The sequence below is a fragment of the Reticulibacter mediterranei genome (assembly GCF_016587455.1).
In genome coordinates, this window is sequence record NZ_BNJK01000001.1 from 2,490,697 (window position 1) to 2,517,442 (window position 26,746).

The 26,746-nt window shown below is 50.5% G+C and carries 21 protein-coding genes, 2 tRNA genes and 1 other annotated feature (1 of these 24 cut by a window edge); of the genes, 7 read left to right on the top strand and 16 right to left on the bottom strand.

The features are described 5' to 3' along the window. Positions 1-130: 130 nt before the first annotated feature. From K3T83_RS10625 to K3T83_RS10645, 5 genes are all read right to left on the bottom strand, one after another. Positions 131-1,030, bottom strand: a complete 900-nt coding sequence (locus K3T83_RS10625) for a carbohydrate ABC transporter permease (protein ID WP_220202948.1) — start codon at positions 1,028-1,030, stop codon at positions 131-133. A 114-nt stretch (positions 1,031-1,144) separates the two neighbouring features. After that, positions 1,145-2,077, bottom strand: coding sequence for a carbohydrate ABC transporter permease (locus K3T83_RS10630; RefSeq protein WP_220202949.1), 933 nt, complete (start codon positions 2,075-2,077; stop codon positions 1,145-1,147). A gap of 33 nt (positions 2,078-2,110) precedes the next feature. Further along, on the bottom strand, positions 2,111-3,430 hold the full coding sequence (locus K3T83_RS10635) for an ABC transporter substrate-binding protein (RefSeq protein WP_220202950.1): 1,320 nt from the start codon (positions 3,428-3,430) through the stop codon (positions 2,111-2,113). Positions 3,431-4,096: 666 nt separating this feature from the next. Further along, on the bottom strand, positions 4,097-6,793 hold the full coding sequence (gene recG, locus K3T83_RS10640; protein ID WP_220202951.1) for an ATP-dependent DNA helicase RecG: 2,697 nt from the start codon (positions 6,791-6,793) through the stop codon (positions 4,097-4,099). Positions 6,794-6,904: 111 nt separating this feature from the next. Continuing rightward, the gene (locus K3T83_RS10645) at positions 6,905-7,339 is read right to left on the bottom strand and encodes a MerR family transcriptional regulator (RefSeq protein WP_220202952.1); all 435 of its coding nucleotides are present in this window, start codon (positions 7,337-7,339) and stop codon (positions 6,905-6,907) included. A 118-nt stretch (positions 7,340-7,457) separates the two neighbouring features. Here K3T83_RS10645 and K3T83_RS10650 point away from each other — a divergent pair, with 118 nt between their 5' ends. Then, positions 7,458-7,832, top strand: coding sequence for a thioredoxin family protein (locus tag K3T83_RS10650; protein ID WP_220202953.1), 375 nt, complete (start codon positions 7,458-7,460; stop codon positions 7,830-7,832). Between the two features lie 60 nt (positions 7,833-7,892). On the opposite strand, the gene K3T83_RS10655 is transcribed toward K3T83_RS10650, so the two are convergent. The 5 genes from K3T83_RS10655 to K3T83_RS10675 all read right to left on the bottom strand — a co-directional run bounded on the left by K3T83_RS10655 (position 7,893) and on the right by K3T83_RS10675 (position 13,302). Further along, complete coding sequence (locus K3T83_RS10655) at positions 7,893-9,074, bottom strand: ArsA family ATPase (protein ID WP_220202954.1); 1,182 nt, start codon at positions 9,072-9,074, stop codon at positions 7,893-7,895. Positions 9,075-9,394: 320 nt separating this feature from the next. Continuing rightward, positions 9,395-9,607: a hypothetical protein gene (locus tag K3T83_RS10660; protein WP_220202955.1), complete on the bottom strand. Its 213-nt coding sequence runs from the start codon at positions 9,605-9,607 to the stop codon at positions 9,395-9,397. A gap of 603 nt (positions 9,608-10,210) precedes the next feature. Continuing rightward, on the bottom strand, positions 10,211-12,682 hold the full coding sequence (gene leuS, locus K3T83_RS10665; protein WP_220202956.1) for a leucine--tRNA ligase: 2,472 nt from the start codon (positions 12,680-12,682) through the stop codon (positions 10,211-10,213). Positions 12,683-12,863: 181 nt separating this feature from the next. Then, positions 12,864-12,936: transfer RNA gene (locus tag K3T83_RS10670), tRNA-Ala, on the bottom strand. A 293-nt stretch (positions 12,937-13,229) separates the two neighbouring features. Continuing rightward, positions 13,230-13,302, bottom strand: a tRNA-Ala gene (locus K3T83_RS10675). Positions 13,303-13,557: 255 nt separating this feature from the next. Here K3T83_RS10675 and K3T83_RS10680 point away from each other — a divergent pair. Continuing rightward, the gene (locus K3T83_RS10680) at positions 13,558-13,956 is read left to right on the top strand and encodes a hypothetical protein (RefSeq protein WP_220202957.1); all 399 of its coding nucleotides are present in this window, start codon (positions 13,558-13,560) and stop codon (positions 13,954-13,956) included. Positions 13,957-14,066: 110 nt separating this feature from the next. Here the strand turns inward: K3T83_RS10680 and K3T83_RS10685 are convergent, their stop codons facing one another. Then, complete coding sequence (locus K3T83_RS10685; RefSeq protein ID WP_220202958.1) at positions 14,067-15,416, bottom strand: polysaccharide deacetylase family protein; 1,350 nt, start codon at positions 15,414-15,416, stop codon at positions 14,067-14,069. Positions 15,417-15,915: 499 nt separating this feature from the next. On the opposite strand from K3T83_RS10685, the gene K3T83_RS10690 reads away from it, so the two are divergent. Beyond that, positions 15,916-17,379 carry a glycoside hydrolase family 10 protein gene (locus K3T83_RS10690; protein ID WP_220202959.1) on the top strand — a complete coding sequence of 488 codons (1,464 nt, stop codon included), beginning with the start codon at positions 15,916-15,918 and terminating at the stop codon, positions 17,377-17,379. A gap of 111 nt (positions 17,380-17,490) precedes the next feature. After that, positions 17,491-18,171: a DoxX family protein gene (locus tag K3T83_RS10695; protein ID WP_220202960.1), complete on the top strand. Its 681-nt coding sequence runs from the start codon at positions 17,491-17,493 to the stop codon at positions 18,169-18,171. Between the two features lie 138 nt (positions 18,172-18,309). Here the strand turns inward: K3T83_RS10695 and lpdA are convergent, their stop codons facing one another. After that, a complete protein-coding gene (gene lpdA, locus K3T83_RS10700; protein WP_220202961.1) occupies positions 18,310-19,737 on the bottom strand; it encodes a dihydrolipoyl dehydrogenase in 1,428 nt (475 codons plus the stop codon). A 54-nt stretch (positions 19,738-19,791) separates the two neighbouring features. Continuing rightward, positions 19,792-20,838, bottom strand: a complete 1,047-nt coding sequence (locus K3T83_RS10705; RefSeq protein WP_220202962.1) for an alcohol dehydrogenase catalytic domain-containing protein — start codon at positions 20,836-20,838, stop codon at positions 19,792-19,794. A 324-nt stretch (positions 20,839-21,162) separates the two neighbouring features. Between K3T83_RS10705 and K3T83_RS10710 the strand changes: the two genes are divergently transcribed. Then, positions 21,163-21,351, top strand: a complete 189-nt coding sequence (locus K3T83_RS10710; RefSeq protein ID WP_220202963.1) for a hypothetical protein — start codon at positions 21,163-21,165, stop codon at positions 21,349-21,351. Between the two features lie 103 nt (positions 21,352-21,454). On the opposite strand, the gene K3T83_RS10715 is transcribed toward K3T83_RS10710, so the two are convergent. Then, complete coding sequence (locus tag K3T83_RS10715; RefSeq protein ID WP_220202964.1) at positions 21,455-22,219, bottom strand: metallophosphoesterase family protein; 765 nt, start codon at positions 22,217-22,219, stop codon at positions 21,455-21,457. 206 nt (positions 22,220-22,425) lie between these two features. On the opposite strand from K3T83_RS10715, the gene K3T83_RS10720 reads away from it, so the two are divergent. Then, positions 22,426-22,917, top strand: coding sequence for a metallophosphoesterase family protein (locus tag K3T83_RS10720; protein ID WP_220202965.1), 492 nt, complete (start codon positions 22,426-22,428; stop codon positions 22,915-22,917). 23 nt (positions 22,918-22,940) lie between these two features. Here the strand turns inward: K3T83_RS10720 and K3T83_RS10725 are convergent, their stop codons facing one another. Continuing rightward, a complete protein-coding gene (locus K3T83_RS10725; protein WP_220202966.1) occupies positions 22,941-23,981 on the bottom strand; it encodes an alpha-hydroxy acid oxidase in 1,041 nt (346 codons plus the stop codon). 312 nt (positions 23,982-24,293) lie between these two features. On the opposite strand from K3T83_RS10725, the gene K3T83_RS10730 reads away from it, so the two are divergent. After that, on the top strand, positions 24,294-25,127 hold the full coding sequence (locus K3T83_RS10730) for an isocitrate lyase/PEP mutase family protein (protein WP_220202967.1): 834 nt from the start codon (positions 24,294-24,296) through the stop codon (positions 25,125-25,127). Between the two features lie 53 nt (positions 25,128-25,180). Here K3T83_RS10730 and serS read toward each other — a convergent pair whose 3' ends face one another. Further along, on the bottom strand, positions 25,181-26,464 hold the full coding sequence (gene serS / locus K3T83_RS10735) for a serine--tRNA ligase (RefSeq protein WP_220202968.1): 1,284 nt from the start codon (positions 26,462-26,464) through the stop codon (positions 25,181-25,183). 90 nt (positions 26,465-26,554) lie between these two features. Beyond that, positions 26,555-26,746 (bottom strand) — a binding site (T-box leader) (it continues 25 nt past the right edge of the window).

The window sequence follows — 26,746 nt, forward strand, 5'->3', positions numbered from 1 at the left end:
CCCGCGACAACCGCAAGGATTTGTCGCTACACAGAAACATTCAAATCATCCAGATAAAAATGCCAGATGCTCGCAACAGTCGAGCATCTGGCACGAAAAACCGTGGATAGCTTATCTTCTCAACGTGGACCTATCCCTTGAAAGCTCCTTCTGTGAAGCCTGCGATAAACTGACGCTGGAAGAACAGGAAGATGATGATCACTGGCAGGCAGGCCAGCAATGTGCCAGAAAGCAGAATACCATACTGGTAATCATATGGTCCGACCAGGGAAGAGATGCCCAGGTTCACGACGAACATGCTGGGATCAGTCGTGATGATCAGAGGCCAGAAGAAATCGTTCCACAGGCCGGTAAAGGAGAGAATGCCCAGCACAGCCAATCCGGGGCGCACCAGCGGCAGCACGATTCGCCACCAGATACCAAATTCGGTTGCGCCATCAATACGCGCAGCATCGAGCAACTCGCTTGGCAAGCTGACGGTATACTGGCGCATCAGGAAAATACCAAAGGCTCCGACTGCGCGGGGAATAATCAGACCCTCATAGGTATTGAACCAACCCAGTGTGCGAACGACCTCGAACTGAGGCACCAACAATACCTGGTTCGGAATGAGCAGCGTCGCCAGCATGAGCATAAACAGCACATTTTTGTAGCGAAATTCATACTTCGCAAAGGCAAAACCAGCAAGCGAACTCAGTAAGACGGAAAGCAGCGATCCAACAACTGCCACAATGACGGTATTAAACGCCCAGCGAGCAAACGGGAAGTTAGCAATCAGCGATTGCACATTCTCGAACGTGGGATTTTGTGGGAAAAAGGTGATCGGCGTCCCAAAAATTTCCGTATTTGGTTTGAAGGCGCTGAACATCATATAGAGAAATGGAACAATGGTCAGCACTACCAGCAAAATCAAGATCGCGTTCACAAGCACCGTGCCAACGGTGAAACGAACCTTTTTGGAAGGGGCCGCTCTAGAAGCACGCACAACAGGTCTGGCCGTCTCCTGTACAACAATATTTGCGTTCGCCATTATTGTATCCTCTCAGTTATGTATGTCACCAACAAAAGACCTTCTTGCCTGTTGCAGAGTCTACAGTTGCACGACTGGCAAATACAACGTCTGCAACATTGCTCTCTCAGCTGGCTACTCGCCAGCAGCCTGCCATCCAAACAGACGAATATTTACGATGGACAGGATGAGCAAGATCACGGTCATCGAGTAAGCGATGGCGCTGGCATACCCTACATTGAAGTTCTGGAAACCCTGAGTGTAGATGTAAAGCGTCATCGTTAACGATCCGTCAGCAGGGCCGCCGCTGGTGAGCAGGAATGGACCTTCAAACAGGTTGTATGAGCCGACAATGGCCTGAATAACGACAAAGAGCATAATGGGCCGCAACATTGGCAAGGTAATATGCACAAATGAATCCCATTTATTGGCTCCATCAATAGCAGCCGCCTCATAGAACTCTTTATTGATGCCATTTAAGCCCGCAAGCCAGTAGAGCGTATTGATGCCAAGCCATGTCCAGATACCCATCAGGATGAAGGAATTCATCACAACATTTGTATCTGTCAACCAGCCTGTCTGCGGAATGCCAAACCAGCCAAGAGCCACATTCAAGAGGCCATACTGTTGATCAAACACCCGGGCAAAGATGATGGCAATCACAACGCTGGAGGTAATCACCGGGAAAAACAGGCCTGTTCGATAAAATCCCTTCCAACGAACATAGGCGGAGTTGATAGCAAGCGCAACGAGCAGGGCGAGAGGCGCGAGGATAAAAACACTCCCTGCCGCATATTTGGTGGTATTGAGTACAGCCTTGCCGTAGCGTGGGTCTTGAAAAAGGTGAATATAGTTGCCGAGGCCGAAAAACGCCTTTTGCTCAAAGCCAAATCCTTTATAGAAGCTGAGCACGAACGAATAGACGATGGGGTAGAGGCCGAAGACCAGGAAAATGATAAAAAATGGCGCGACAAACAGATAAGGCGAAATCTGACGTTGATTGCGTCGCCACCAGTTATAGAGGCCAGAGGTGTTACGCTGCGGCGCGGTAACTTGAGCCGTTGCCATGTAAGTTTCTCCTTCTCACAGATAGAGTCTGGACTAGGCAGTCTCAAAGCTGATGATACTCAGCGCTTCGTGTTGAGCATTGTTCATCGCCTGCTCTGCCGTTACAGTGCCGGGTTGCAGAATGGTCGGAGAAAGGCCCACACGAATGGTTGCATCGACAGTTTCAGGCCAGTAGGGAGAATTGTACCAGGTATTGATCTCGGGGGAGACTTCTTTAATCAGCTCTCCAACCTTTTGGTTATCAAAGAATTCAAGAGGCTGACTCAGACGAGGGTCATCGAGAGCAGGTTTAAATGTCGGCCAGACCTGGCGCTCGTCAAAGTCGTACAACAGAGCTTGAGGAGTGGTATGTTCAAAAGTGACAAAATCCATCGCCTCTTCAACACTTTGTGATGTTTTCAAAACAGAGACGCCGGTTCCACCCCAGGTGGCTGTGCGAGAACCACTACCAGGTGTCCAATATGGGAGAGGCTGCAAATGCCATTTCCCTTTCGTGTGCGGCGCATTCTCTTGTGTAAAACCGCTGAAGTTCCACGATGGCCCCAGGATTGTTGCAAAAACACCCGAATCGACCTGGGCATTGTATGAGGCCGAAAGAGGTCGAGGCGTTGACCATCCATCTTTAATCGCCTGCTGCATATACGTTGCCGTCTTGATCGCGGGGGCAGCATTCACTGTAGGTTGCCCACTCTGACCAAAGTAGCCTCCGCCCTGCTGTAAGGTCATCACCCACCAGTAACCCGCATCGCTGTATGGTTGCTCTATCAAGTACTTTCCCGTATCCTGATGATACTTCTTCCCGGCCTCAATGAAGTCATCCCATGTCTCAAAAGGAACTTTGATATTGGCCTTCTCCAAAAGATCGAAACGATAAGCCATCAGACATGTGTTTAGCTCGTTACCCATCCCATAGATCTTGCCTTTCCAGGTCCAGGGATCGGTTGCGGAGGGCTTAAAGAGCTTGTCGAGTACCCCCATTGCTTCTAATTTCGGCTTCAGATCTACAAAAATAGTATCGCCTTTGATGTAACGCGAAAATTGACCAATCTCAATATCGGCGATATCTGGACCACCAGAACCAGCCTGCGAGGTGATAAGGATCTTGTCGTGCATCTGTTGATAGGGGAAAATAAGCCAGTTCATCTCGAAATCTGGTTTTTTCAGTTGCTTATACAGATCCCACGCTTTCTTCTGCCAGAAAATGCGAGTGTCTGAAAATGCCCAGAAGTTGATCGTTTTCTTGGCACCGGTATTAAAAGCGGGCGCACACCCACTTAGCCACCAGGCGCCTGTGCTCGCGGCAGCCAATCCTCCTGCCGCCTTTAAAACCGCGCGTCGGCTTACTGATTCCATTTCAGGCTCCTCTCCTCGTAGAGAGCTTCAAAAGTGAACGGAGTTGCTCCTACATCGGTGGACAACACCGTCCACAAACTACACTTTTTGATCAAGCAGCCAGGGTATAAGCATAGAATACATAGAAGCTTATCTGTCTGTCAAGCATATTTGCTACCGGAAGAAAATATTTACTATCCGGCTTAACGATATAGCGTCAAAGCTTCCATCAAATCTATAATATTTCTCAGAAACGCCTCGATCATTTTTCAATGTTCACGCCTGTTCCGGCTAAAGAAGGCGGCTCAAGCCCACCGCTCTACTCTCATTATTTGTCCCAGAAGAAAAGATATTAAGTTCAATGCACTCTATAAACGGCCTGAAAAATCTCAGCACTATATATAGAGACAACAAGCAAATTTTCTATATCTCAGGTGATTTCTTACTTTATGTAAGTGTAGGTCAAAATATAAGATGAGCAATAATTATAAGGGAAATCTTGAAAAGAGGCATGAAAAACAGTATTTTCCTCTCCTAGAAAGGGAGGAAGGAGTCATGGCACACTATAATTAAATTTAACGAAATAACGCTGAAACGTGTCGTAGTCGCGCGATTTATCGCGCAATCCCGCACATACGCGATAAATCGCGCGACTACGACACGTTTCAGCGTGCATTGAGTGTATTTTCAGTGCGCCATGAAATTTTGCCAGAAGAGGCGCATCTTCTCGCGCAGGGTGGCATGTTCTGATTTGCGTAGATAGGGATCGCTCTCCCACAGCTTCGCCGCAATGGTGCGAGACAGATGGATCAATGGGGTATCGTTGAGGTCAGCAATGCGCAATTCTGGCATTCCGCTCTGACGCACGCCGATAAAATCGCCCGGACCACGCAAGCGCAGGTCTTCCTCGGCCAGACGAAAGCCATCGTCGATCTCCTGAAACACTCCCAGCCGTTCCTGAGCCTGCAAGCTGGCTTCAGCACTAAGAACAAAGCAATATGATTGATGCTTGCCACGCCCAACGCGTCCACGAAACTGATGCAATTGCGAGAGGCCAAAGCGGTCTGCATCTTCAATCACCATCACCGTTGCGTTGGGGATATCGATGCCAACCTCGATGACAGAAGTTGCCACCAGAATGTCAAGCGCGTGATCGCGGAAGCGGTGCATCACCTGATCCTTCTCCGCAGGCTTCATGGCTCCATGCAACAGGCCCAGACGCAATTCAGGAAACACTTCTTTTTGCAAGCGTTCATATTCGGTCGTTGCCGCCTTGACGGAAAGCGACTCGGACTCCTCGATCAAGGGACAGATAATAAACGCCTGCCTTCCCTCGCTCACCTGCTGTCTGATCAGTTCGTTGGCTTCGCGCCGACGCGCCCCCGAACGCCAGCGCGTAATGATTTTCTGGCGTCCCGGCGGCAATTGATCGATGACCGAAACATCCAGATCGCCATAGAGAGTTAAAGACAGAGTGCGCGGAATAGGGGTCGCAGTCATCACCAGCATGTGAGGATGGTAGCCCTTTTGTCTCAGGGCATCACGCTGCTCCACGCCAAAACGATGCTGTTCATCGACAATCACCAAACCCAGGCTGCGAAAATTCACATCATCCTGAATCAGTGCGTGCGTGCCAATCGCCACCGCGGCCTCACCACTCTCCAGCGCAGCCCGTCCCAATGCACGCTCACGTGAACGCTGGCTGCCAGTAAGCAAGATAGTATGGATACCAAATGGCTCCAGCATTTTCCCGATGCTCCGGGCGTGCTGCTCGGCCAGCAGTTCGGTCGGTGCCATAATCGCGCCCTGATAACCGTTCAAGACCGCCATAAAGAGGGCCGCCGCCGCCACAACGGTTTTACCGGCCCCGACATCACCCTGTAAGAGACGGCACATTGGCTTATTCAGCGCCAGATCAGCAAAGATTTCACAAATCACACGCCGCTGTGCATCAGTGAACGCAAACGGTAGCGTGGCCTCAAGCGGCTGTTCCGTCGCTGCGACCGACCAGAGCGTTGATCCCGCGCTCTCCCCCGTCATCTGCTTTGAGGAGGCGGGCAACAGATCGTCGGGCGGCTGCATAAACACTCGGGAAGCATCTATTGCAAAGCTCTGCCCCTTCGGTCCCTCATATTGCCAGCGACTCCTTCGCTCCTGCATGCCAAGCTGAATCAAAAACAACTCATCAAAGGCCAGACGACGACGCGCGGAATCCAGCAGTTCATGGCTCTCAGGATAGTGGATCTGCTCAATCGCCTGTGGCAGCGGCACCAGTTCTCCCGCCGAGCGCACAGATGGTGGGAGATGCTCGTTAACATACCCCACATAGCGATCAACCGCCTGCTTGGTCAGCTTCCGCAATGTTTTGGCGTGCAGTCCCTCGGTCAGCGCATAGATTGGAACCAGCCGCCCCGTATTCAACAGATCGTTCTGCTCAGGAAATTCATGGCTGCGCACAGAAAATTCGATCTTATTGCCAAAGCGCTGTTTGATCCCCGTGACAACCAGATAATCGCCTTTAGAAGCGTTCAACTGTTTTTGTAGATACGATTGATTAAACCAGGAGACGTATAACTTCGCAGTTTCATCGGAGATTGTTGCAATCGTACGCGTCCTTCCACCGCCTGTACGCTTGGTTTCAACTTCCCAGATAATACCTTTTGTCGTTGTTAGCTCATTAAATGGAATGTCGGCAATCTTCACCAACTGGCTATAATCACGATGTTCGCGCGGGAAATAAAAGAGCAGATCACGCACGGTACGAATGCCCAGATGATGCAATTTCCCCGCCATCGTCGGTCCCACTCCTTGCAGAGCCGAGATATCCGCACTCAACATGGTCAGCGCCACATGCCCCTGCGACATCCCTGCTTCCAGATGCACGCTGTTGTGAAGCTGAGGCGTGCGAACAGGAGCCGCTTTTGCAGGCATCTCTTTCTTTCCGTCAAGTTGCGCAACCTCCGCTTTGTTCCGCGTTACTGGCTTCTGTACAGGTGCCTCCTGATCTTTTTGCGCCGCCTTCGCCTTTGGACGTGAAGGGCTGGTAGTTGTGGAAACGTTTTTCGCTTGCAATGCAGGTGGCGCTGGATGGTCGCCATCGAGATCATCAAGGACGGAGAGGGCAGCTCGTAAGCTGGCGGCACGCTGCATGGGGTCTTGTTGGCGATATCCCACTAGATATTCCATAAAATGATGGACAGGGGCTAGATCTAGCCCCTCCTGCTGGCATACTGTGCTGATCTCATCCGTCCAGCGCGAGGCAAATACCTCCAGGCCACCCGAAAGAATGGCTTTATCCTGATAATGCAACCGTTGTTCGTGCTGTAATACTTTACGCGCTCGCTCAACATGAGAAGCAAGCGGACTGCTATTTTGCCTTGACATACGCTATACTTCGTTACGCTACTATGCTCTACTCTCTACAATTCACTCTCTACTACTCACTCACAGTCAGAACGTCCTCTATGATAGAGGTTTTCTAGAACAAAAGTCAACTCATTTCTCGCTCATTTTGATCGGGTTATGTAGTTGTGGTGGCTGACAATTGATCAGCACGCAATCGATACATTCGTCCAGGCTCAGGCAACCACAGTTCAGGCCATTCTCCAGCATCGTTTTCATGCCATACGCCCGCAAGATCAGCGCATCGACCTCGCCCATTTTTTGGCGGGCCAGCGTTCGCCAGCGCTCCGAGAGCGGTTCTCCCCCATCCAATCCATTGAAGAGGGTCTGCATCTCGGCCAGGGTAAATCCTGCGGCCTGCGCTACTTGAATAAACGACAAACGACGCAACACATCGGGGTTATAGCGCCTCTGTCCACTCACACGTTTCGGAGCAGGCAGAAGATTCACGCTCTCATAATAGCGTATAGCAGAGGCGCGCAAGCCCGCCCGTTGCGCCACCTCACTGATCGTCAGATCTTTTGTCATTCTCGCATATTCCTCTTGACTTCAAGTCAACTTTAAGTTGTACCCTCATTATAAGCTGATGTGAGCCAAAAACACCAGCCTGTAAGATACATGAGCAAAACGAAAGAGAGAAACAATTATGACAGGACAGAATATGCTATTGGAAGTGGGCGATTTAGATTTCGCGTCGAAAGTGCTACAGGCCGATCTTCCGGTAATCGTGGAGTTCAGTGCCAGCTGGTGTCCTCATTGCCACGCGTTGGAACCAGTGCTGGCAAAGTTGGGTCGGGAAGAGTATCAGGGAGTGGCACGCTTTGTCAAAACCGACGTTGATGAGAGCCAGGACATTGCGATGCACTACGGCATTCAAGGCATGCCAACGCTGCTGCTCTTCCACAAAGGCCAGGAGATTGGTCGCCTGATCGGACCACACCCAACCCGTGTCAAGCGCAACCTCGACGCAGCACTGGCCGAAAATGGCCTGCTCACAGCGAACCGCTCACAGGTCCGCTAAACAAAGAGGGCAGGCTCTCTTGTAAGAGCCTGCCCTGCGCATATCGGTTTTCAATAGTGACTATGCTGATTTATCTTTGGGTTCGGCTGGTGCCACAAAATGTATTTCCAGAGCCTTATTGACCAGACGTGCAACGGTGGCCTCTTGATTGACTAGAATAGCAGGAAGCGTAAGCTCGCGTTTAAAATTGCCGATCTCAATCGTCATCTCGTCGCCCCTCTTCGTCATCAACACCTTGTTCATCTCCACATGTGGCAACGGCAGACGCAGCACATAAGCATCGCCCTCGCGTGTGACCTCCTGTACGGCCCCTTTATAGAAAACCTGCGTGGGATCTTGCTCGCCAAAGATGGTGTGAGCCAGTTCGCCCAATTGCTCCACACCCAGGATATCGCGCGAATAATAGGGAGCCTCCCAAATAGGTAGAGGCGCAAACGTTTGATGGATCTGTTTTCGTAGCTTTTCCTGATTTTGATACAACTCTTGCATAAAGGTGTCCTGGTAGTCGCCAGCCTGGATGACGCGATTACACATGACACTATCGATAGGGTAGCCAAAGAGGGAAAGGTAGGTTTCGGCGCGCAGGGCTTCTTTAATGACCATACGCTCAGGATTGACGACCGGACGATAAGAACTGGTGTCAGGATCGCTAAGAACTACGCGCAGGGTTTTCACGCGCTCGCTCAACGCCTGCACCGCATCGAGAATCTCTGTCGTAGGTAGCACAGCCTTCAAAAGGGGACGTGCTAGATTGAGGGTGGTGCTCTGAAGGCGAGAGACACGGCTGGCATACCACTGGAAGGTATCGGGCATACTTAGCAGGCGGACGGTCTCTCCGGTGGGAGCGGCATCGATGACCACCACCTCGAAACTGCCCTCTTTCGCATTACGATAAATGTTGATCAGGCTGACAATCTCGTCCATACCAGGAACGAGGGCCAGTTCGCCCGCCATCGCCGGATCGATGCCCTGTTTGCGCAGAGCCTTCGTCATCGATTCCTGTAACTTGCCCCAACCACGACGCATCTCATCCAGTACATTGACCTCCTGCGCCCAGAGGTTGGGAGCCAGTTCTTGTGGTTCAGAGGTCAGTGGCGCTTGCAAGCAATCGGCAAGGCTATGAGCCAGATCGGTGCTGACTACTAAAGTGCGTTTCCCCAGTGCTGCCGACCGAACAGCCGTAGCAGCAGAAACGGTGGTTTTGCCAACGCCACCTTTACCCAGGTAGAGAATAATTCGCATAAAATTCCTTACTCTTCGCGTAATCTATGACGCTGAACCTCTGGGGGGTAACGCCAGATAGTAATATCCAGCACTCCACCCGCTGCATCTTCAGTTCATCATCAATATGTACGCAAACTGCCCCGTTTAGGTTTGATTGTAGCACTTTTTCCTGCCCTCTACCTGCAACATCCCTCGTTTTTACTATATATAGACGATCATAAATAAAGTCATCCTACATAATAAAAACCTGATAAGGTAGATATTTTATAATACCTCATCAGGTTTTACAGATATGCCAGAATTAATCAACCAACAATTATCAAACAAACAAAGTGCAGCTACAGATCGACTTTACCGTGAACGACGAGCAACTTCAAAAATTCGAGACGGCGTACAATTTCTACGCGATCACTGCCGCCATGTTGATACCACTGGCGAAGCCAGAGCAAAGAAATAACTTCATCCTGAGCAAACCCACACTGCTCTAGAGCTTCCGTCTCCGTAACGACGCTATTAACTTCTGGTAACCTCTCTAAAGGTTGTGTATTCATGCTTGTATCCTTCCACCTACGCCTAGAGTGGGCGACCCACCACTGTAATCTTCCGCTTTTTCAATAGCTATTCTCGGCTTCCCGAAGAGATGCACCCTCTCCACTATTCAAGTAGACGCCTGGCTTCCCACTTTTTCAAATATCAAATTGCACTCACCGTTCGTCCGTTCCCTCCTACTAACCTATTCTCTACCTACAAAGTATAAGCGGAAAAGGACGTAGCACCTATTTAATAAACGACACCTACACTGTGAAATACCTCACTGCACAAATGACCTTCCCATGCTGTTCCCGCCTGCGCCAGGAAAGCAATTCGCACGAGTTATCTGACCTATATACGTTTGAACCGGGTAAAAGGTTCCATGACCAACGCCAATTATGCTATGTCATCAACGACGTTACGTATTTTTCACCAAATGGATGAGTTGAGGTAATTCTGACCACTACTGTACAAACGCTAGAAGGTCCGAAAAATGGAAAAGGAAAAACGTGTTCCAACATGCCTCAAGGAGATAATAACACAATAAACATGCCAGAGGAACATGATGATGACCATCTTCCCCTGGCATAGCTCAGAATCGAAACACGATATCTTTGTTACATCTACTTATTTCGTACAACCACGTTCGCCAGACGACCAGGAACGTAGATGACCTTCTGTACCGTCGCATCACCGATAAACGAGAGGACGCGAGGATTAGTCAGGACCATCTTGCGTATCTCGCTCTCGCTGATATCAGTTGCCGTCTCGATGCGTTCGCGCACTTTGCCGTTAACCTGCACAACCAGCGTAAAGGTCTCATCCTTCGTTAACGCTTCATCATAACCAGGCCACTCCGATGTGTGAATGCTGGCCGTGTGCCCCGTCAAATGCCACAACTCCTCAGCAATGTGAGGTGCCAGCGGAGCCAGCAATTGCATCAACGTTTCCAGAGCACGCTGATAGGTCGCCGTCCGCGCCACCAGCTCATTCTGCTGCTTGATCAGAACATTGTTATATTCCATCAACGCCGCCAGCGCCGTATTGAAGCGGAAATTGCTCAGATCTTCAGTGACACGCTTGATGGTCTTATTGCGCAGCCGCTCGATACCCTTCGTCTCGTCGGTCTCTTCCTGACCTGGATTCTCCACCCAGGCATCGTTCATCAGGCTCCAGACGCGGTTCAAGAAGCGCCAAATGCCCTCCAGATTCTCAGCCTTGAAGGAGCCACCCGCATCAAATGGACCGATGAACATCATGTAACAGCGCACCGTATCGGCCCCATATTTCTCGACATACTTGTCGGGAGCTTCAACATTGCCACGCGACTTGGACATCTTCTGCCCATCTGAGCCAAGCACCATGCCCTGATGGAACAGACGCTTGAACGGCTCATCAAAATCCAGATGCCCCATATCACGCAGCGCCTTCACAAAGAAGCGCGAGTACAACAGGTGTAGAATGGCATGCTCGACACCGCCGACATATTGATCGACCGGCAACCACTGTTTCAACCGTTCCGGACTCCACGCCTGCTCGCTGTTGTGGGGATCAGCATAGCGCAGATAGTACCACGACGAGCAGATGAAGGTATCCATCGTATCCGCCTCACGCGTGGCCGGACCGCCACACACGGGACAGGTCGTATTCAAGAAATCGGCCTCATAGCGCAGGGGTGACTCGCCGGTAGACTTGAACTGCACATTTTCTGGCAGCCAGACCGGTAACTGATCCTCCGGCACCGGCACCGTCCCATGCTCTGGACAATAGACGATGGGAATAGGCGCACCCCAGTAGCGCTGGCGACTGATCAACCAATCGCGCAGGCGATACGTGACCATATATTTGCCAATGCCCTGTTCCTCGATAAAGCGCGTGACCTTCGCAATCCCCTCATCGCCGGGAGTACCATCGAAAGAACCAGAATTGACCATCGCGCCCAGAGCTGCCTTCGCCTCCGTCCAGGTTGCGGGATCGCTCGACTCCTCGCCCTCTCCCCGAATTACCTCAACGATAGGTAAGCCAAACTTGCGGGCAAACTCGAAGTCGCGCTGATCGTGGGCGGGCACGCCCATAATCGCCCCAGCGCCATAACCCATCAACACATAATCGGCAATCCAGACAGGAACCTTCTCACCATTCACCGGATTAGTGACATACCCGCCGGTAAACACGCCGCTCTTCTCTTTATCGGCGCTCATACGCTCGATCTCAGTCATGCGCCGCGCCTGCTCTACATAGGCCGTGACCTCCTCCTGGCGCTCGGGAGTCGTCAATTTCTCGACCCAGGGATGCTCGGGAGCCAGCACAAAAAAGGTCACACCATAGATGGTGTCGGGACGCGTGGTAAAAACGGGGATCTCTTCGCGCTGACCGTTCAACTCAGTGTAGAAGCGAATCTCCGCGCCCTCGCTGCGCCCGATCCAGTTGCGCTGCATCGTGATCGTCTTCTCCGGCCACTCGACATCGGGGAAGTCCAGCAATTGCTCGGCATAGGCCGAAATCTTCAGTAGCCATTGATCGATCTCGCGACGCTCCACGATGCTGCCACAACGCTCACAGGTGCCATCAGCCAGCACTTGCTCGTTTGCCAGCGTGGTATTACAACCAGGACACCAGTTGGCTGGTGCCTTGGTGCGATAGGCCAGCCCATGCTTATAAAATTGCAGGAACAGCCATTGCGTCCATTTATAGTAGTCCGGCAGACAGGTCACGACCTCGCGCTGCCAATCCCACTGCGCACCCATTGCTCGCAGTTGTTTGCGCATATTCTCGATATTCGCCAGCGTCCAGGTGCGCGCCTGAATGCCACGTTTGATGGCGGCGTTTTCGGCGGGCAGCCCAAAGGCATCGAAGCCGATTGGCTGCATCACATTATAGCCCTGCATACGTTTAAAGCGACCATAGGCATCAAAGGGCGAATAGTTATACCAATGGCCCATATGGAGATCACCGGATGGATAAGGGAACATCACCAGGTGATAGAATTTCGGTTTCGGAGAATCATCGGAAGCATGATATAACTGATCCGCCTCCCATTGAGTCTGCCACTTACTCTCAACCTCTTTCGGGTTATATTTCGTGCGAGTAATCAAATTGGCCCTCCCCGTGTATCAACGTTGATACAGTATCAATCTTTAAAAAAAACGATATGAATATAGACATGGATACAAAGATTACAGATATGATAACAGATAATAAAAAACCTTTCATCCATAAGGGACGAAAGGTTTTTCCGTGGTACCACCCTGATTTTCGATCTCAGGATACAAGCGGTGGACCTGAGGGGACTCGAACCCCTGACCTTCTCCATGCCATAGAGACGCTCTCCCAGCTGCGCTACAGGCCCATAGAAAATGGCTTAAACTGGTACTTGTCTCTGAGATCTACTCTCATTGTACGCTATAACGGGCGTCCCGGCAAGTGCTAACTTCACATTCAGAACTCAATACTTTTCAGTATCCAGCCTTTTGAAGCTCACTCTCGCTGCTCACAGGCGAGTTCGGTCTGGCTTTGCAGCCTTGCACCATCCGGCTACTCTCTGTTGAAGAGACCTACTACTCCTGCTCATCGCGTGCGTTTCAGCATCGCTACTATATCACAAACGCTCGCGATTGGCAAGACTTTGATGGTACTTTCCGGTGGAGATGAGGGGGCTCGAACCCCTGACCTCAACAGTGCGATTGTTGCGCTCTCCCAGCTGAGCTACATCCCCTGGCGGATTAGATAATAACACACCCCGTCAAAATTGTAAACCCCCTTTTGAGCAAGATCGCGAGTCTCTACCAAATTCACTCAAAAATTGCGGGTCAAAAACTCTACGTTGGCTCGTCTATAGAGTAAAAGAATATCGTACACCTGTATAACTCCAATGCTGAAGAAAACGCGTGGTGAGGGCAACTGAATACTGCTTGTGTATCAACGCTTACCACAATACGCAGCATGGAGGACTGGTTGAAGAGGTATAGTGTTGATTTACTATCGTGTTGCATTTAAAGTCGCCCACACACAAAGTTGGCAATGGCGTTCATCCTCTCTGACATCGCTACCAACCCTGTTTACGCTCCTAAGAGCCTATCATGGTATCCCCTGCGATCGCATCCGCATCTTCTTCTCATCGTCAGAGAAAGGGATGGAAGAGATGCTCGTGAAGGAGAACGAAGGGCAGATTACTAGCTCGCTCACTGCTGATCAATTCTTAACCGGTTATCGCGTCAATACTCCAGAGGTTACGCGTCTGGAGTTGGAGCTATCGACAGCGAGCGACCATGACGTTCCCTACGAATTCACCCTCCCCACGAACCTGTCTCAGTTGCTCGCCTGGACAAAACTGATGGTCAAAGTGCGTAGCGGCGAACTCGTGCCGTGAGATTTATCTATTCATACATATATAAAAACAAAAAGACATCGTATGCATAGTAATACTCCTACGTGCTAATGCATACGATGTCCCTATCGCTCTCTATGATGAGCAAATAGCTATGCTGAGAAGGTATCCATAAATTCTTGCAGCGTGGCACGCCCATCTATCCTGAGACGTTGCAGTTTAAAAGGTGCCTCGCTATTCTGAGTGGTCCCCGCTGGCATATGCCCCCCTGGATCAGTTGTGGCACCTATATAGCCATCCGCGGTCAAGAGCTTGATTATTTCCTGCTGCAATGTGACGCTATAGTTGCGAAATGGTTCGCCCGCAGGATAACAAAATTGCTGGATAGGGACTCCCAGATGTTCTTGCAATGTGCTTTGCGAAACATGCAGCTCCTGCTGCGCCTGAGCCTGAGAAACCTGCAAAACTTGCCCCAGATCACTATGATTAATCGTATGCGATCCCATCTGCATGCCATTGCGCATCATTTCACGTAGTTGAGGCCACGTTGCCTGCCCCTTCCAGCCCACTTTTCCTGTGATGATATAGAACATCCCACTAAATCCCTGCTCCTTGAGCATTGGATAGACATTTTTATATGCATCATCATAGCCATCGTCAAACGACAAAATAATTGGCTTCGTTGGTAGGGGACCATCATAATACAAAGCACTGAACAATTGATTGAAGGTAATCGAATGATAGCCCTGCTTTTTGAGGTACGTCAGTTGTTGCTTAAACAACTCCGGCTCGACGGCCAGACTGACATCCAGGGCGCTCTGAGTCTCTGGCATAGAAACATGGTGGTACATTAAAATAGGTACTTGAATCGTTTTCTGAGCGACTGTTAACGGGGGAAGAATAGGAGCCTCAACATCGACCGGACCACCAGCCAGCACCAGCCACTTCCCTTTGTCCGCTCCATCCGTAGCGTACTGCACAATAAAGGGAAGATGTTGAAATAACTGATCTGGCTGAAAACCCTGTGGCGGCCCCTGACCCTGTTTTGATACCAATGTGAGGGAAACAGGTATCTGCATCACCTTGTCATATCGCATCATTGTTTCAGGGTTTATCCAGTACTCAAGCCGGCTGGGGCTTCCCAATGTAAATTTTTGCAGCGTATAGTCCTGAAAACGGTGTTGCCAGTATGTCTCGAAACTAGCTTGATTGGGCCACATGGCTTGCATCTGGGGATGGAGCATTGTCCACATTGTGGCATAATTGCGCGTCAAAAATGCCTGCATATACTTGTTGGTGATGGCACTGGCTTGCTGGCTCCGAGTCGGAGTTGGAGCAACCTGAACAGTCTTCTTGTGGGTTGACTGCGTTGAAACTGCCCCGGTAGAGAAGGCGCTGTAGACCCATAGCCCTATCGATCCTGTTGCCATAAGGATCGAGATAACAACCAGTACCCAGGCCAAAACAGTGCGCGATGCACTATCGTCTCTGACTGCTTGCATTCTACTAATCTTTCTGATCGCCTGTCACATGGACGATCACACCAATATATCTATACATATAAATATCGCAATTACAAAGGCAACTATTAGAGGGGCGATCCAAAATAGGAAAAATGGGGGATAGCAGATCAAAAGGATCAATCGTTCATTGCGAGCAAGCTCATCAATCTGTTATCAGCGGATAGTGAGCTGGCAGAAACTGACCAAAAACTTGCAAGCGCTTGCACATCGCTCTACAGCTACGGTTCCAAAGCGCAAAAGATGCACCGAAACTTTTCAAGTAGAAAGTGTATTTTAGGATTAGTATGCAAGAAACAACCGTATTTACAGGCAACAGGATTGACAAAGCGCTATGGAATAATGTATATCTTTTTTTAGTTACTGCAAGGGCTTGCAAAATATCTTCTCAATATTCTTACAGGAAGGAGGTATTTCTAGCATCAGATCGTCCAGGGCATGGATTGCTTGTGAATAGATAAGGACAGGAAGGAAAACAAGGATGTTTTATCGCCTTACTCGAAAAGGGTTTTTCGCTCTTACACTGACTCTACTGCTCATGATCGCGGTTAGTAGCATGTTTCTTACGAAGGCATCGGCCGACACCACGCTCGGCTCAGCGGCGGCAGCGAAGGGACGCGTCTTTGGCACAGCTGTTGCGAACAACCATCTCAGCGAGTCGCAATACGCCTCCACGCTCGACACCGAGTTTACTGGCGTCACCCCTGAAAACGAAATGAAGTGGGACACGACCGAATCATCTCAGGGTTCGTTTAACTTCTCATCTGCCGATGCAATCGTCAGTCATGCTCAAAGCCACAACATGAAGATTCGAGGCCACACGCTGGTCTGGTACAGTCAGCTTCCCAGCTGGGTCAGTAACATTTCATCGAGCAGCACATTGCTGCAAGTGATGAATAACCACATCACAACTGAGATGAACCACTTCAAGGGCAAGATCTGGTACTGGGATGTGGTTAACGAAGCATTTAACGATGATGGTTCCCGCCGCAGTACCAACAACGTCTTCCAACAGAAGATCGGCAATAGCTATATAGAGCAGGCGTTTATTACTGCACATGCCGCCGATCCCAATGCTAAATTGTGCTACAACGATTACAATACTGATGGCATTAACGCGAAGAGCAACGCGATCCTTGCAATGGTCCAGGACTTCAAATCGCGCGGTATTCCTATCGATTGCGTTGGCTTCCAATCCCACCTGATTGTCGGTCAGGTTCCATCAGACTATCAGGCAAATTTACAGCGCTTTGCTAACGCTGGTGTTGATGTCCAGATCACCGAACTGGATATTCGTATGCCAACACCTGCCAGCAGCGCCAATCTTCAGCAACAGGCTACCGATTACAGTAAAGTCGTATCGGCATGTGTTGCGGTCTCTCGCTGCAATGACATCACCGTATGGGGCATTACTGATAAGTACTCCTGGGTGCCAAATACTTTTTCCGGTCAGGGTGCAGCCCTCTTGTTCGACGATAATTACAATAAGAAACCAGCCTATAATGCTGTCATCCAGGCTCTCGGCAGCGGAACAGGTATTACGCCGACCCCAACGTCATCCAATCCAACGCCGACCCCAACGAGTGCCATAACGCCAACGCCAACATCAACAGGTGGCGCGAGTTGCAGCGTGCATTACGCGATCACCAATCAGTGGAACACTGGCTTTGGCGCAACTATCACCATTACTAATACAGGATCAACAGCAATCAACGGCTGGAATTTGCAATTCACCTTCCCCAATGGGCAAACCATTACGCAGCTCTGGAACGGAAGCGTGACGCAAAATGGAAGCGCAGTCACGGTTACGAACGCTTCCTATAACGGCTCAATCCCGGCTGGTGGCTCGCCTGGTGCGCAACCCGGCTTTAACGGCTCCTGGAGTGGCTCCAATTCAGCACCGACCGCATTTACGCTCAACGGTGCCGCGTGTAGCGTCGTCTGATCACTGATTGCACGACGTTCATAGCCAGCTTGCATCTCATGGGCAGGCATGCTCACGACAATGCAAACTGGCTTGAAAACGATTGTATTGGCAACGAAAGGATTATCGATAATGAACGTGTTGAGAACCCTCGAACCTCGAACCGTCTCTTATATTCCGCCATTTCCATTAGTTCGCTTCCTGTTCACCGATACCCGAATGTCCTGGCTCTGGCTGCTTGTCCGCCTCTATGTGAGCTACCAGTGGCTCACCTCTGGCTGGGAAAAACTGACGGGACGCTCCATCACCTTCGAGGCGTTTGGCAAGGTGGCTGATGGCGGTCCCTGGCTCCTGACCGGACATGATGGCAAATCTATCCACAGCTTTGTGAACAACGCACTGGCTCATGCAGGTGGAGCACACCCAGCTGTTCAAACATGGTACGCGGCCTTTCTCCAACACGTTGTCTTGCCCAATGCAACCGTCTTTGCTTACCTCGTTAGCCTGGGCGAATTTCTTGTAGGAATAGGATTAGTCCTGGGTGCTTTTACCGGAGCAGCAGCTATCTTCGGCGTTTTCCTGAATATGAACTATATGCTGGCAGGAAGCCTCAGTAGCAATCCCGTACTGGTACTATTGGGTATCCTACTTGTTCTGGCCTGGCGCATCTCTGGCTACTACGGATTGGACCGCTGGCTACTCCCATTACTGCTCATTCCTCGCCTCGCACCCTCCCATGAAAGCGCTATCCAACCAACTCAACAGAACAGGCTTACTCCTACAATCACAGGTGATGATGGTCCTGCTGCCTAGCATTTCTCCGCGATAAAAGAAAAACCATTCACATCCATCAGTAATCTGCCACCTGGAATGTGAATGGTCCCGAATGTCGTATATGCGTGTAAAACGCATATACGATAGATGAGTTCACGGTTATTTAGCTCAAGCTCATTAGCGCGCTCGTGCCACCTGCTTTTTCGGAGGAATATGGATTGGTCGCCCTTCAGCTGCCAGGATCGCTTCACGCAGCCCTTCGCTGAGGGTTGGATGTGGGTGGATTGTCTCGCTGATCTCGTCAACGGTCAGTTCGCCGCGCATCGCTACTGAATATTCGGTAATCAGGTTGGTTGCATCGGGACCGATAATATGAGCGCCCAGAATTTCGCCATATTTCCCGATAATAACCTTCGTGAAGCCCTCCGTCTCGGCTATCGCTACGGCTTTGCCAATAGCAGACCAGGGGAAACGATCCACGCGTGCCTCGGGATACTTTTGCTTCGCTTCGGCTTCCGTCAAACCCACCGAAGCCATCTCAGGGAAGGTGTAGATGGGATTAGGAACAACGCTATAATCCATCTTTGCCTCGTGGCCCGTTGCATTATCGGCAGCAACTTCTCCCTCAGCTGAGGCAACATGAGCCAGCCCAGCGCCACGCACGAGATCGCCAATCGCATAGATGCCTGGAAGATTCGTCTCCATTTTTTCGTTGACGCGCACCCGCCCCCGGTCGGTATCCAGCCCTTGCTCGATCAAATGCTCCAACCCGCTGGTATTGGCGCGCCGACTCACAGCCATCAAGACATACTCGCCTGTAAAGCTCTGCTGTCCCTTGTCGGTGGTTGCAATGACCTTTTTCTGCCCATTCTCGTCTTCAACGGCCTCCACTTTGGCCCCTGTAACAATATTGATGCCGCGCTTGGTCAAAATGCGCACCATCAGGCGGCGCACCTCATCGTCAACCGGCGCAAGAATATTGGGCAGCATCTCTAGAATGGTGACTTTGCTGCCAATCGCGCTAAACATACAAGCCAGTTCAACGCCAATGACGCCACCACCAACACAGATCACACTCTCCGGCACCGCTGGCAGATTCCAGCAGGTATCGCTATTGATGACGTTGCGACCATCAACGCCCGGCATTGGCGGAATAAACGGCACTGAACCAGTGGCAAGAATGATTTTATCGGCGCTAAACTGCTGCTGCGAGCCATCACTTGCCTTGACCGTGACGGTGCGCGAGGCATCAACGGTGCCCAGCCCATCAAACACGTCGACATTATTCCCCTTCATCAAGGTGCCAACGCCGCTGGTCATACGCTTCACAACTTTATCTTTAAAGGCCACCGCGCCAGCCATATCGAGGGTTGGTTGCTGTGGGAGATGAATACCCAGATCGCTTAATGTATTCATCGAATGGAACACTTCAGCAATATGCAACATAGCCTTTGAGGGAATGCATCCTACATTCAGACAGGTACCGCCAAGATATTGTTTTTCCACGATAGCAGTTTTCGCACCAAGTTGAGCGGCTCGAATAGCCGCCACGTAGCCCCCTGGTCCCGAACCAATGACTGCTACATCATAATGATTACTAGCCATACTATTCTCCTGCAATCTGCAAGTTTTATTTGAAATTTTGCCTGGAAAGCTCCTTCACATTGAAGGCTCTATTTGAAAATACACCTTTAAGGCCGCCCGTTCGCGCATCAGTTGTACACCCTCATGAAATTGCTCCAATGGGAGGCGATGACTGATTAAGCGCGCAACGCGAACCTCGCCTTGCGTGAGCAGGTCCAGCGCGATACGCAAATCTTCTGGTGAAGATGAGTAGGTACTGAGAATACTCTGCTCTTGCTGATATACCTGTTCTATATTCATCGGCACCATGCCTGTGTGAGCCGCAAAAATCTGCACGACGCCGCCCTTGCGCAGACTGGCGAGCGCTTGCAAAAATGGGCGCTCTCCTGCCGTTGTGATAAAGGCGCAATCCGCTCCACGACCCTCAGTGATGGGCAGGAACAGTTCGCGCAACCCCTGCTCATGTGCGGGAGCTGGCAATGCATCGTCAGCCCCAAGCTCGCGTGCAAGTTGAAGACGCTCCGGTACAAGGTCCACACCATAGATACGTATCATTTGCCCTGCACGCTTCCCCAACGCCTTCACCGCCTGCAACATAAGAAGGCCAATCGATCCCAATCCCACAATCACAACTGTATCCCCCTGTAATAGCGGCGTCCTGCGTACAGCACGGACACAGCAGGCCAGCGGCTCCGTAAAGGATGCCTCTTCTGCGCTGAGCGTCTCAGGGAGCGGCAATGTTGTATGTCTCACATGCTCCGCAGGCACGCGGATATATTCTGCCAGTCCGCAGGGATCAATATTCGATGCCTTGAAAGAGGGACACATAGAGTAGTTGTGATGCCGACAATAGTGACACTCTCCACACGGAACGTGATGAGCCACGACTACGCGCTGACCAACCGCAAGCTGCTCAACAGCGCTACCACGCTCAACTATCGTACCGGTCAACTCATGCCCCAGAATTACAGGGGGAGCGGCTCGCTGTACGATCTTGAGAATATCTGAGCCGCACAAACCGCAGCCATGCACACGCATAAGCAGTTCATGATCTGAGATGGTAGGAAGTGAGCATTGTTCCACGCGAATGTTATCGTGAGAGTGGTAGACTACGGCTTTCACGTCCGGTGCTGATACCCCTTTTATTCGTGATTTTCCTTCAGTATATCACGTTTTCATGAGTGCAGTATCCTCGTAAAAAGAGGCAGAGTATATCTCAACTATGGCCTTTTTGGACTAATCACCTATCCCATAGTCTCACTTCTTGCCCCTTCAAACGTCCTTATAGAAGGAGTACTGTGGCTCTCTCTTCTAACTATGCTGTTTTTTTGTATACATTATCTATAACACTATGGGTAGTAGCCCAGGATGTATAGGGTGGCACGATGTATGGAGGTTGGAAGAGGTATAGATTGTCAGAAACATATTGAAACGGGGGTATACGCAATGGCAACAACCGGTGAGTTACGCGCCATTATCGAAGACCTGGAACTGGTTGACATTGGAGACGCTGCCAACTATCTAGGCGAACAGGTTCTAGAAAATGATACACAGGCATTTGAGCAAACGGCATTAGTACCTATTCATGATACTGCTGATCTTGCAACAAGCAATTGTACTTCTTGTCCCTGTTAAGCATTGAACTTATTGAAAAGCGTTCTATAGATACAAGTAGAGACCGGGCCACGATTCTAACATGGCCCGGTCTCTACTTTTCTGTTATATTCCAATGAAAGTATTAATATTTGGCCTCTGTCAAGATCTTAATACGTTTCTCTACATGAGGTATGCCGCATTCCTGCAACTGCTTCACAACTGCCGCAAGATCATATTCAACGCGGCGAATTTCTGCCTGCCAGCGATTCTCCTGCCAGGTTAAAATAGCATATGATGCACGTACATCCTCATCGCGCGGCAACCCACAGCTACCCGCATCGCAAAGTAAAAGATGATGCCAGTGTCGAGTATAAGCGATATGAACATGACCAAAGGCCAGCGCTCCAATCGTTGGCTCCAACCCTCCTAGCAGTTGCTCAAGCTCTATATCTGATGCCGTAGGGAAAATGGCCTGCTCCATATTCATTGGATTGGCGTGCACTACCAGCAAATCGCTCCCCTCCGGGTTCTGCACTCGATGAGAAAAAGGCAACGATGCCAGATAATCAATTCCTTTCCGGCCAATCTGCTCACGCGTCCAACCTATCACATCGTGCTTCTTTGATCCCTTTTTAGGTGCCTGAGACACGACTTCCACATCAACATTGCCCCGAATCACCGGACACTGCAATTTATACACATTCTTGAGAACCTCCTTTGGTCGAGGTCCATTCAAGCAGAGATCTCCTGCAATCACAGTTTGATCGATCGGCGGCTGCTGTGCCATATCGTGCAAAACTGCCTCCAGCGCTATCTGATTTCCATGTATATCTGCAATAACTGCAACACGCATAATTTGTACTCGCTGCTCCCGACAGCTTGAAAGAGACAAAATCAGAATGCTCATTAACGAGCATCCTGACCAATACATCCTACAAAATATTTCCAATTACCAATAATATCACGTCAATCAGATATAGTGGTTAACTATTTTTGCTAGCAACCAGTTATCCATGCTATGACCGATTTTGATCAGTTAGGAGAGCAGTGAGATAAGATATAATAGCAATAAACAACTGTTGACGCTATTTTTGTTTATTTATTGGAGGCGATATGCAACATCAGCTAGGTATCATTTCAGATACCCACATCCCGCATTTTAAGCGGATACCCGAGGCGGTCTGGAAGCATTTCGCCGATGTCGAATTGATTATTCATGCAGGAGATCTTTCAACGCTAGCAGTTATTGAGCAATTAGCAACGATTGCGCCTGTTGAAGCCGTTCAAGGTAATATCGAACTGGATGATGTGATACAAAAGCTTCCCATTAAACGTGAAATTCTTGCTGGCAATTGTCGTATCGGCGTTGTCCATATTTTAGGAAATGCACAATACTATGCGCGAACCGCGCGCCAGGAATTTCCCAACGCGCGCGTCGTCATATTTGGTCATAGCCATAATCCCTACAATCAAGAACATGAGGGACAACTGCTCTTCAATCCCGGTAGCGCCAATGATCGCCGCCGTCAGCCCACATGCAGCATCGGCAAGCTTTTTATTGACGATGAAAGCGGCAACGTGCGCGGAGAGATCATTCCCATCTAATGAATATTGGCCTGCATGAATTGCTATCTGGCTACTTTGAGGAGCGAGCGATCAATGCTTGCCAGCGTGGGACGGCCTGAGAGCGCCATCGCCAGTTCCAGTTCGGCACGCAACAATTCCAGCACGTGGCGTACGCCCTCCTGCCCATTCACAGCCAGCCCCCATAGAATGGAGCGACCGAGCAGGACGGCTCGTGCGCCCAATGCCAGCGCCTTCAAGACATCCGTTCCTCGCCGAATCCCACCATCAACATAAACTTCGCATCGCCCGGCAACTGCCTCCACAATCTCTGGCAGAGCATCGAGGCTGGCTATAGCTCCGTCAAGCTGACGGCCACCATGATTGGAAACAACGATACCATCAATCCCGCGCTTCGCCGCCAACCGTGCATCTTCTGCCGTCAGAATACCTTTGAGCAGGATCGGCAGCGTTGTCATAGAGCGCAACCAATCTACTGTTTCCCAGGTATCCACAAGATGGCGGGCGCTTGGCGAAGCAGAGGCATTTTTATTGCTAAAATTAGCCATACTGACGTGTTGTCCCAAGATAAATTGATTGTGCAGATCGCGCTCACGTCGGCCCAGATACGGCGAATCGACGGTCAGCACGATAGCGCGATACCCAACTGCCTCCACGTGTTTTACCAGCTTTCCTGTCGTCTCCAATGTGTGATGGCTATAGAGTTGAAACCAGAGGGGTGCTGTTGCCGCCTCCGCAACCTCTGCTGCACTACAGGTTGCCGACGTGCTAACAATCATAATTGTGCCAGCCTCCCCTGCGCCGCGTGCAGTCGCACATTCTCCATCGGGATGAGCCAGCTTATGGGAAGCGGTCGGGGCAACCAGTACGGGCATAGAGACCGGCATCCCCAGCACTGTTGTATGCATATCAATTGTGTTGACATCAACCAGCACACGCGGACGCAAATAGAGACGGGCAAAGGCGGCACGGTTGGCCCGCATCGTTACCTCATCCTCGCTGCCACCCTGGAAATAATCCCAGATCGCAGGCTGTAGCCGTTGCTGAGCAAGCACTTCATAGTCAAGCAGATTGATGGGTTCCACACATAAGCTCCTTCTATTTATACGCGATCTAACAAGAGTATAAACTCGACGGAAACGATGCAGCAAGACAAACCCCATCTGGGCATGTTTTTGACAAATTCGCACGAATAGGCAAGATAATATTTTTCGTTTGTCATATCTTGAACAAACAGGTCGCAACGACTGGTGAAATTTTGAACGTGCCTGATTGCATTTGTAGGACTCATAAGACCAACAAGCCATCAGATGATCATGTCCGAAAAGCGTTAGTAGTCAACTGAACTCTCATGTAGAATCACAAAAGCTGTACTATCGAGAAAGGAAAGAAAAAGAATGACACAGCGAGACAAGGCAGACCAGCTCTTACGCTTACAACAACCCCATTCCTCGTTATTGCTCCCCAATGCCTGGGATGTTGTCAGCGCACGTCTGTTTGAAGAGGCAGGCTTTGCGGCAATCGGCACAACCAGCGCGGGTATTGCTTTTGCACAGGGTTATACAGACGGACAACAGATCAGTCGCGACGAAATGTTAAGCATCATTGCTCGTATTGCCGCAGCCGTGCGAGTTCCTGTCACAGCGGATATTGAAGCTGGCTATGGTCATAGCCCCGAAGAGGTGGCAAAAACTATCGAGGGAGTGATTGCAGCAGGAGCCGTAGGAGTCAACCTGGAAGATAACACTGGCATACTCAAACCACTATACACGCTTGAAGAACAGGTCGAACGCATCAGAGCAGCCCGTGAAGCTGCCAGCAATGCGGATCTGCTACTGGTCATCAACGCGCGTATCGACACCTATCTTTTTCAGATTGGACAGGAGGCCACACGTCTGGAAGACACTCTTCGCCGGGCTAGAGCATATCTTGAGGCAGGTGCAAACAGCATCTTTGTCCCCGGCGTCATCGATCCAGCGCTTATACAAGTGTTGGTGCGTGAGATCCCCGGACCCCTCAATATCATGGCCGGGCCTGGGGCACCCTCTGCCCCACAACTCTTTCAGTTGGGAGTCGCTCGTGTCAGTATTGGAGGTGCGGCCATGCTTGCAACAATGGGTCTGATGCGCGATATTGCCCAAGAACTACACACTCAGGGAACCTATGAACAGATGGCTCAACATGCCTATGATTTCACCGCCGCCTGGAAGCTCTTTCAGCCAAACAATTGAGCAGATAAGATAGAAATGAGCTCTCCATCTTATCTGCTCACAGAGACATCGTTCTAGCGCGGTCTGATATACTCCTGACCACCCATATAGGGACGCAACGCATCTGGAATACGAACACTGCCATCGGCCTGCTGATGGATCTCAAGCAGTGGGATCAGAATACGCGGCGAGGCGATGGCGGTGTTGTTGAGCGTATGGACAAATTTGACCTTGCCCTCTGCGTCACGATAGCGCATATTGACGCGCCGCGCCTGCCAATCGTGGAAGTACGAACACGAATGAGTCTCACGATAGCGTCCTTCGCTGGGAACCCAGCATTCCAGATCATACATACCAACTTTGCCATCGCCCATATCGCCAGTACAGACATTGACCACGCGATACGGCAGACCAAGCGCCTGAATCAACTCCTCCGAGTTCTTCAACAACTGCTCATGCCATTTCACCGACTCATTATGATCGGCCTCACAGATGACATACTGCTCTACCTTGTTAAACTGGTGAATGCGAAAGACGCCGCGCGTATCCTTGCCATAGGTGCCGGCCTCTTTGCGGAAGCAGGGACAGAAGCCAACAAACGTCATAGGCAGCTCTTCGCCCTTGATAATCTCATCTTTATACATGCCCGTAATTGGAACCTCGGCGGTGCCAACCAGATACAAATCCTCTCCCTCAAGCTCATAGACCTGATCGCGCCCCTTTGGAAATTGCCCGTTGCCAATGAAGCAATCCTCGCGTGCCATCGCAGGCACAATCAGTGGGGTGAATCCCTTGCTGGCGATACGATCAAGCGCGAAGTTCATCAGCGCCAGTTCCAGGCGGGCCGCATCGCCTTTGAGAACATAGCTGCGGCTCCCCGCTACTTTGACCGCTCGCTCGATATCCACCATATTCAGCTTTTGCATCAGATCGTAATGATCTAGCGGCTCAAAATCGAACGAGGGCTTCTCTCCCCAGTATTTGAAGGGCACATTATCGTTCTCATCTTTGCCAATGGGTGCGCTGGGATCAGGGATATTTGGCACAAGCAAGAGAAACTGATGGCGATCCTCCTGGAGCTTTGTCAGTTGCGGCTCTTTCTCTTTAATCAACTCTGCCAGCCCCTTCGCTTCGGCCAGTAGCGTTGTGCGCAGTTCGACATTCTTCTCTTTGCTCGCCTGTTGAATGCGCTTCGAGAGCTGGTTTTGTTGAGCGCGCGCCTCTTCCACTTCGCGCTGCAACGTCAACACAGCCTGATCGAGTGCCAGCAAAGCGTCAATATCAATGGGATTGTTTTTCAAGCGCGCCGCCTCTTTGACGGCATCGGGATGATTACGAATAAAGCTCAAGTCAAGCATATCCTACTCCTCTTTGTATCTCTACCATACAACCAGTCCTGTTGAACATCTGTATGAGTAGAAAAAACAGCAATAAAAAAGCGCCTCGTCCTGAAGGACGACGACGCTGAAAGGCGCAATCGTGGTGCCACCTTGATTCTTTCACTCAATCGAATGAAACTCATTCCTGCCTGCTAACGGGGGCAACCGTAAACGCTCATCGCGTAAGGCTCACAGGTGGATTTCGCTTCTGCTTGCTACTGCGTCACACCAACCCGCAGTTCTCTGTCATGCAGCAAAAGG

Excerpts from the sequence above, each read along its gene's own strand:
- K3T83_RS10625 (WP_220202948.1), bottom strand. The coding sequence starts at position 1,030 with ATGGCGAACGCAAATATTGTTGTACAGGAGACGGCCAGACCTGTTGTG.
- K3T83_RS10630 (WP_220202949.1), bottom strand. The coding sequence starts at position 2,077 with ATGGCAACGGCTCAAGTTACCGCGCCGCAGCGTAACACCTCTGGCCTC.
- K3T83_RS10635 (WP_220202950.1), bottom strand. The coding sequence starts at position 3,430 with ATGGAATCAGTAAGCCGACGCGCGGTTTTAAAGGCGGCAGGAGGATTG.
- recG (WP_220202951.1), bottom strand. The coding sequence starts at position 6,793 with ATGTCAAGGCAAAATAGCAGTCCGCTTGCTTCTCATGTTGAGCGAGCG.
- K3T83_RS10645 (WP_220202952.1), bottom strand. The coding sequence starts at position 7,339 with ATGACAAAAGATCTGACGATCAGTGAGGTGGCGCAACGGGCGGGCTTG.
- K3T83_RS10650 (WP_220202953.1), top strand. The coding sequence starts at position 7,458 with ATGACAGGACAGAATATGCTATTGGAAGTGGGCGATTTAGATTTCGCG.
- K3T83_RS10655 (WP_220202954.1), bottom strand. The coding sequence starts at position 9,074 with ATGCGAATTATTCTCTACCTGGGTAAAGGTGGCGTTGGCAAAACCACC.
- K3T83_RS10660 (WP_220202955.1), bottom strand. The coding sequence starts at position 9,607 with ATGAATACACAACCTTTAGAGAGGTTACCAGAAGTTAATAGCGTCGTT.
- K3T83_RS10685 (WP_220202958.1), bottom strand. The coding sequence starts at position 15,416 with ATGCAAGCAGTCAGAGACGATAGTGCATCGCGCACTGTTTTGGCCTGG.
- K3T83_RS10690 (WP_220202959.1), top strand. The coding sequence starts at position 15,916 with ATGTTTTATCGCCTTACTCGAAAAGGGTTTTTCGCTCTTACACTGACT.
- K3T83_RS10695 (WP_220202960.1), top strand. The coding sequence starts at position 17,491 with ATGAACGTGTTGAGAACCCTCGAACCTCGAACCGTCTCTTATATTCCG.
- lpdA (WP_220202961.1), bottom strand. The coding sequence starts at position 19,737 with ATGGCTAGTAATCATTATGATGTAGCAGTCATTGGTTCGGGACCAGGG.
- K3T83_RS10710 (WP_220202963.1), top strand. The coding sequence starts at position 21,163 with ATGGCAACAACCGGTGAGTTACGCGCCATTATCGAAGACCTGGAACTG.
- K3T83_RS10715 (WP_220202964.1), bottom strand. The coding sequence starts at position 22,219 with ATGAGCATTCTGATTTTGTCTCTTTCAAGCTGTCGGGAGCAGCGAGTA.
- K3T83_RS10720 (WP_220202965.1), top strand. The coding sequence starts at position 22,426 with ATGCAACATCAGCTAGGTATCATTTCAGATACCCACATCCCGCATTTT.
- K3T83_RS10730 (WP_220202967.1), top strand. The coding sequence starts at position 24,294 with ATGACACAGCGAGACAAGGCAGACCAGCTCTTACGCTTACAACAACCC.
- serS (WP_220202968.1), bottom strand. The coding sequence starts at position 26,464 with ATGCTTGACTTGAGCTTTATTCGTAATCATCCCGATGCCGTCAAAGAG.